This is a genomic window from Parasutterella secunda (assembly GCF_024733725.1).
Classification (GTDB): Bacteria; Pseudomonadota; Gammaproteobacteria; order Burkholderiales; family Burkholderiaceae_F; genus Aphodousia; species Aphodousia faecalis.
The window spans coordinates 1-6243 of record NZ_JANRHP010000012.1 but is presented as its reverse complement, the minus strand read 5'-3'; the positions used below and the strand labels follow the sequence as shown (position 1 = coordinate 6243).

Sequence of the window (6243 nt, the reverse complement as noted above, 5' to 3'; positions counted from 1 at the left end):
GATCAATCTGACTAAGTAACGAAAGCATAGGGCGAAGTCCTGCTTCGCCCTACCTCAATAACCTTATAACTAACCGAGGACAATATTTATGTTACCTCTTTATTCTTCTACTGAATTCTCCGATGCATCCCTTGATGACAAGCTCCCTCTTCAATGTTTGATGTGTGGAAAAATCTTTTACAAGACAAAACGGGAAATTCTCCGCGTAACAAGAAACCCTGACAGTCGTACCAAACTGGACTTCTGTTGCCGATCTTGTAGCGCTCAGTATTTGAATTTATTCTATCGACACCGTAGCAAGTTTGAACTCTTCCTCGAAGATTACTTTATTCAAAATCTTCCTGAATACCTGCCAAACCTTCCTATGGTATTCAATTGTCGTGATTTATTCGACGAACCCCATGAAGTGGATCTTTATTTCCCAACTATTAAAGTCGCCGTTGAAATAAACGGTCGTCATCACTATGAGCCTATCCATGGCATGGATCGCTTCAACGAGACCATCAAAAATGACAATGCGGTTGCATCTTGTTGCTATGAGCAAGGCATCCTGTTGGTCGTATTTAATACTTCTGAAATGGGGCATTTCTCCATGCAAAAGGGTGAACTGTATGCCAAGCCATTACTGGATATTATCGTGGGATTACATGCGGAATATGAACAATACAACAAAACTGCAAGTGCGTAATAGATTGTTGAACTACGTATCGAAGCAAATGAATTATCGACCCGACCCTGTGTTGATAGATCGTTGGCTTGAACTGTACGCAGATTTCCTTTTTTACTTGGGTGCGGATAAGGAATCTTACGGTTCTACTGGCTCGAACATTCAACAGGCAATTATTAATCGTGCCAACTTGAAACGGACCCAAGAAAAACTCAACCTTTTGGAGGCAAAGATTGGTTGCCAACCAATTCAGAGATAATATGAAGCGTAAAAATATATGCATGACACCGATAGAAAACTGGTTATCTGATATCAAACAAAGGATTATCCAACGCCAACGCCTCGAAGAGCGTGTCCGGACTCTGTGTGAAGAACCCGTGCCACAACATACGATCGATTTCTGGGTCGCCGCTTACCAAGAGTTCCTAAATTGCGAGGCTCGATTTAATCGTGTCGGTGAACGTTACGGTAACGGCTGGCTAACCTTCGCGGCATATTCGCTTATAAAGGCTCAGGAAGAGTTAGACTACTGGGAAGAAAAACTCGGAGTCCACCCATACGAACGAAAACGTTACGAGTTTCAATAATCATTCACAGAAAAAGAGGCATAATCATCAAAGGTTATGCCTCTTTCAGGTAATCATGGATAACAAAACGAAAGCCGAGCGCAGTCTTAATATGTCCCGCATCCATGCAAAGGATACTAAGCCCGAGCTGACGATTCGACGGCTTTTATTTGCTGATGGTTTCCGCTATCGCATACATGTGAAGACGCTACCCGGGACTCCTGATCTGGTTCTACCGAAATACCGAGCCGTAATATTTGTACATGGTTGCTTTTGGCATGGACATGACGGCTGCAAGTACGCAAAACTCCCGACAACACATGTCGAGTTTTGGAGAGACAAGATTTCCAAAAATAAGGAAAGAGACCAACGTGTCCGCCAGGAGCTGGTCAGCGGCGGCTGGCGAGTCTTAACAATCTGGACGTGTTCAATTAATAATCAGGCGAAAGTGAAAGAGACCTATACCCAGGTCAAAGATTGGATTCTAAACAAGGCTGAGCAGTCGGTGTTGTAATTTAAGAATCAGCGCTGATCGAACCGGACCTGTAACTGTAAGCCAAAGAACCAATCGCCGCCTATCTTTTCAAGTTGCCCGCCCCCATGTCGTCCAAGCGATGGGGTGTCAAAGACGGTATTCGACAACAAATACTCTCCGATAGAATTACGAGTGAATAACTCCAAACACACCACTCGTCCATCCTTTAAAACAATAATGATGCCGCCGTTCGCCTGATCATGACCGTCCCATTTTGCGCTTACGCTCGCCCCTGTTGAAAAGGCAAGGAGGAAATTCTGCATCTTATAGCGGGCGGAGTTCATGATTTCTTCGCTATTCTGTCCAAGCATCTGAAATGTTGGACTGAGGTTTCTTCTGGTGCAACACATGTCGACCAACTCCCCAAGAGTTCGCCTGTCGCCCTTCTTTGATTTTTTCTCGTAGGTATAGTGTTCTAATAAAACCTCTGCCAGAATATCGGGGAACTTGGTGTCGATTATTCGCAATGTATAGCCAAGAGCTTCTTTTGCTGTTTTCTCAAATTTCAACCTGAACCCGTTTTTTCTCAAAATTTCGAGGTAGGATCTTATCTGAGTCCTCTTGCCATCATTTGGAAGGTTGAAATCATTGGCGATCTGCTCCAAAAGCCCCCGATCTTTATCGGTCAAGCGTTCATGATCCGTTGGTACCACCCGATAATAGAGCAGAGAGTTTTCGTGATTGGAGTTAATCAGACTCGGGTTTGAGCCAACGTGTGACTTTACTGAAAAGCCAAGCGTGTGAGAGTGCGTCTGATTAGACGATATGACCTCACCTTGAAGGTCACTTTTGTCAATACTTTTTGCCGTTAGCTTTTCTGTTTGTAGCAGTGTTTTTAATCGAACGATTTCAGGAGAATCGTCGCTGATATTGTCACCTTGGGCGATTAATCGGAAAAGCTGATCGGCATGTGAGCGAATAACTCTGCGAGCAATCTTTGAAGACCTGCCATCATCTCGTACTATATCGAGGGTGTCATTTTCTACGATGCCATCTTGGGGGAATTGATAAACGATCCCCTCATTACGAAAGACTCGTAAAAAAGTTACGTTCTGTCCTAAAAGTTGCAAATGTCCGTCGACAAGCTCTATAACTCTGTTTCCCAGGATATACACGAACGCATAGAATTCGCTGACTTCGCCTTTATTTTTTGTCGGCACTTTTGGTCTCCGAAACCCTGTTGATCGGTTTGTCTAGTATTTGCTTAATATTCCGAGCGATTGCCTCGATCACATTAACAGTAACCGAATTGCCGAGTTGTTTGTAGCTGTGTACGTCAGCAAGGGGAAAGATAAAACTATCGGGGAAACCTTGAAGCCGCGCCCATTCCCTCGGAGTCATCTTCCGAATTCCCTCCCTGTTAATTTCTCCCTTAATATGAGTCGTCGGGGTAAGATCCGTCTGTCTTGTATCAATTAAAAGATTACGTTCTCGTCCCATACCGCCGCAAACAATAGCCGCCGATACATCATCCCAAGATCTGACTTCGTAACCGAAACCGTGCCCTAATGCTTCATGTCGTGCACGATGGGCTCTAAGAGTTCGCAAGTATTGATCACTGAGATAGTACTTTGCGGGTACCGGCTTTTCTTCGATAATGTCTGCAATGGTTTTTGTAGAATCCGTTGGATCAGGGAATCTGAAATCTGTGGCATCAATGTCATTGCGAAAAGCTACGATATAAATGCGCTCACGGTTTTGGGGCACTCCGAAATCCCGAGAATTGAGGACTCGTGCAAAGACTTGATACCCGAGTTGTTTTAAGGTCTTTGTGATAATCGAGAAAGTGCGACCTTTGTCATGAATGGTCAGCCCCTTCACATTCTCACAAAAAATAACCTCGGGCTTATGCTTTTCGCAGATTCGGGCGACTTCGAAAAACAAAGTGCCGCGACAGATGCCCTTGTAGTCGTCATTAAAACCCTGACGCTTACCGGCAAGGCTGAAAGCCTGACAAGGAAAACCTGCGAGGCAGATATTAAAGGGAGGGATTTTCTCCTGTACCTCATCCTTTGTTATATCTCCCTCGATATTGAAAGCGTCGTGAAAGTTAGCAGAGTAGGTTTTTTGTGCTGGTTGATCCCACTCGCTGACGAAAACGGTCGATATTTCGTCGTTAAACGCACGTTCAAAACCGAGACGGATGCCGCCTATGCCAGCAAATAAGTCAATCGATCGCCATACCTTAGATTTCATTTCTTATACCCCGAAGATCCCTCAGATTTTAAATGAAGTACTCAGACTCCGCCAAAATCAAGCCTTCAAAGACAGACGGTTATAAAGCGTATTACGACTAATTCCTACTTTTTTTGCGACCTTGGTTTTGGGCACCCCCTGCGCAATCATCTCTTGCGCTTTTTTGATAACGGCTTCACTTATCGGTTTCCTGCCCTTGTAAACCCCGCGCTTCTTCGCAAGAGCAATACCCTGAGCCTGACGCTCACGAATGAGAGATCGTTCAAATTGGGCTACCGCTCCCAGCATCGCCAAAAGTAAATCCGACATCGCCGACTCTTTCCCATGAGGGACAATGTGGACGTTCTCTTTCAGAAAGTGGACGCCGACCCCCTTGTCTTTGAGGGTTTGGGTAACGGCGAGAAGATCGAGCGTTGAACGTGCCAAGCGATCCATGCTTAGGACATAAAGCTCGTCACCTTCACGGACGTAGTCCATCATCTGCTGGAAACCTTCGCGGTTGGTATCCTTGCCGCTGGACTTGTCGGTGAAAACCTTTTTCAGATTCAACTTATCCAATTCTTCAAGCTGTCGAGCCAGGTTTTGGTCTTCGGTCGAAACTCGGGCATATCCGATCTTGGTGTTCTCGCTCATAATACGAAGTGTTCAAATAAGGTGGTCATTGTGCAGTGTTGCCCAAAAAGGTCGAAATTCAACCCTTATATGACAGGGAAACAATCATTATTGATTGTCATTTTAGAGTATATCCTAATTTTGCATATTCAATGCTGCGCAAGATCAATCAATCCCCAATATTCCAGGGTATTGACTGGCATACAAACTATACTAATCAAGTGTAATTCAGCTATGCTAACGGTATCTTCAAATAAGGGTGTTTATCGTGAATCTGTTAGTAACTCGCGGTGCTGATTTTTTTGACTTGGATGGCTTCACAGAGTTCGGTTTATTGAATGAATTCATGCCTCGGAATATTGAGGCGTATGCAAAGAATCGAAAATTTTGTCGTTTTAGTCAAGCTGTTGATGAATGTTGTTTGAGTGCTTATTACCGAAAGAAAGGGGGAAGGAAAACGCAACGAGCCGCTCTTATTTTGGTGCTTTGGTCTTTCTGCTTGGCATTCCACAGAGCTCGCAATGACAAAATTTTGGCTCCGCTTCGCAATAGGACAACCTTTGATAACTGGACCCTTGACAGAGTTCAAGTACTCAACGGTATGGCTTTTAACTTTTCTACTGCTCACAAAACGACAGATATCGTTTTTAAAGTTGAAGACACAACTTTTTCTCGCTGGTCAGTTCAATCGTGCATTGAATGGTTGATCGACACTGCTCATCTAGTAAAGAGACGAAAAGGGCTCCGAATACGAACCGATAACCAAGGATTCAAAGATTATGAAGACTCAGATTTCAACCGAGGTTTAGTTTACCTTGACCTGAAACTATTCAATGATCTGTTCTACAAACACGTAGAGCAACTTGTGGGGGACATTATCGGTTCAGTTACAGCTCCCAAAATTAAGCCTGACATTGAATTCAGGCATCAGATAGAGGTTAAGGAGAGCCCCCAAAAAATTGATGAAATTATTCAAAAGGCTAAGACTAAGGGAACAAAAATTAAACTCCCCAAACCTAGGTTTAAATGGGTTGTTTGTGAGGATACGCCGAAATACAAAAGGTCTCTTTGGAAAAAGAACATCTCATATCTAAAACGGTATGCACAAAATCTCGGCGATTTGACTCTGTCCATGGGACAGTATGCTGACTTATCCGAGTATCAAAAGGCTAATGTAAGGAACGAGTGGAAGAACCGAAAAGGACAAAGGGTTTTTGACAGCCATGCATACAACAGTGAGTTGTTACGTTCTTGGTTCCTAATATCAAGTACCGTAAGCCCTACCGTGCCGCATGCTGTCTATCACAAAGAAGGTAATAGTTGGTTGATGGGCAGAATTTACGGTAACAAAGGTATCGATGGAATAAAAAGGGAATTCACACCATTATTAAAGATTAACGGAGAATTTGCCGTTTCTATTGATATAAAAAGTTCGTATGTTCAGACCTACGTATTAGCCAAGACCAAAGAAGACCCGAAGCAAGATTTTTATGTTTACGAGGGATTAACTGAAAGCGAAATGAATCGCGACGACATGAAACTGTACACGTTGATAAGGTTAAACGCAGAATCAGAGTTAAGCACAATTAAAGCCTATAACCAAAGCAGACGAAAGGGCGCACAGACATTGAGTAAAGAGAAGTTAAGAAAGATCACGGCGATCATGG

Annotated in this window: 7 protein-coding genes; 4 read left to right on the top strand and 3 right to left on the bottom strand. The window is 43.7% G+C overall.

What is annotated here, in order from left to right:
• Positions 1-88: 88 nt before the first annotated feature.
• The 3 genes from NW199_RS08645 (at position 89) to NW199_RS08635 (ending at position 1747) form a co-directional block, all read left to right on the top strand.
• Entirely contained in the window at positions 89-688 is a 600-nt protein-coding gene (locus NW199_RS08645) for a putative endonuclease domain-containing protein (protein WP_258334344.1), read from the top strand.
• A 239-nt stretch (positions 689-927) separates the two neighbouring features.
• The gene (locus NW199_RS08640) at positions 928-1254 is read left to right on the top strand and encodes a hypothetical protein (RefSeq protein WP_258334343.1); all 327 of its coding nucleotides are present in this window, start codon (positions 928-930) and stop codon (positions 1252-1254) included.
• Between the two features lie 55 nt (positions 1255-1309).
• A complete protein-coding gene (locus tag NW199_RS08635; protein WP_258334342.1) occupies positions 1310-1747 on the top strand; it encodes a very short patch repair endonuclease in 438 nt (145 codons plus the stop codon).
• A gap of 8 nt (positions 1748-1755) precedes the next feature.
• Here NW199_RS08635 and NW199_RS08630 read toward each other — a convergent pair whose 3' ends face one another.
• Genes NW199_RS08630 through NW199_RS08620 form a run of 3 tightly spaced genes read right to left on the bottom strand, consistent with a single transcriptional unit; the run spans position 1756 to position 4597 of the window.
• A complete protein-coding gene (locus NW199_RS08630; protein ID WP_258334341.1) occupies positions 1756-2928 on the bottom strand; it encodes an HpaII family restriction endonuclease in 1173 nt (390 codons plus the stop codon).
• Positions 2912-3964, bottom strand: coding sequence for a DNA (cytosine-5-)-methyltransferase (gene dcm, locus NW199_RS08625; protein ID WP_258334340.1), 1053 nt, complete (start codon positions 3962-3964; stop codon positions 2912-2914). Before dcm ends, NW199_RS08630 begins: the two co-directional genes overlap by 17 nt.
• Before the next feature lie 57 nt (positions 3965-4021).
• On the bottom strand, positions 4022-4597 hold the full coding sequence (locus NW199_RS08620) for a recombinase family protein (RefSeq protein ID WP_258334339.1): 576 nt from the start codon (positions 4595-4597) through the stop codon (positions 4022-4024).
• Positions 4598-4844: 247 nt separating this feature from the next.
• On the opposite strand from NW199_RS08620, the gene NW199_RS08615 reads away from it, so the two are divergent.
• On the top strand, positions 4845-6243 hold a 1399-nt coding region (locus NW199_RS08615), incomplete at its 3' end, for a hypothetical protein (protein ID WP_258334338.1).

Bases quoted from the DNA above. Each gene is read 5' to 3' on its own strand.
- NW199_RS08645 (WP_258334344.1), top strand. From the start codon at position 89: ATGTTACCTCTTTATTCTTCTACTGAATTCTCCGATGCATCCCTTGAT.
- NW199_RS08640 (WP_258334343.1), top strand. From the start codon at position 928: ATGAAGCGTAAAAATATATGCATGACACCGATAGAAAACTGGTTATCT.
- NW199_RS08635 (WP_258334342.1), top strand. From the start codon at position 1,310: ATGGATAACAAAACGAAAGCCGAGCGCAGTCTTAATATGTCCCGCATC.
- dcm (WP_258334340.1), bottom strand. From the start codon at position 3,964: ATGAAATCTAAGGTATGGCGATCGATTGACTTATTTGCTGGCATAGGC.
- NW199_RS08620 (WP_258334339.1), bottom strand. From the start codon at position 4,597: ATGAGCGAGAACACCAAGATCGGATATGCCCGAGTTTCGACCGAAGAC.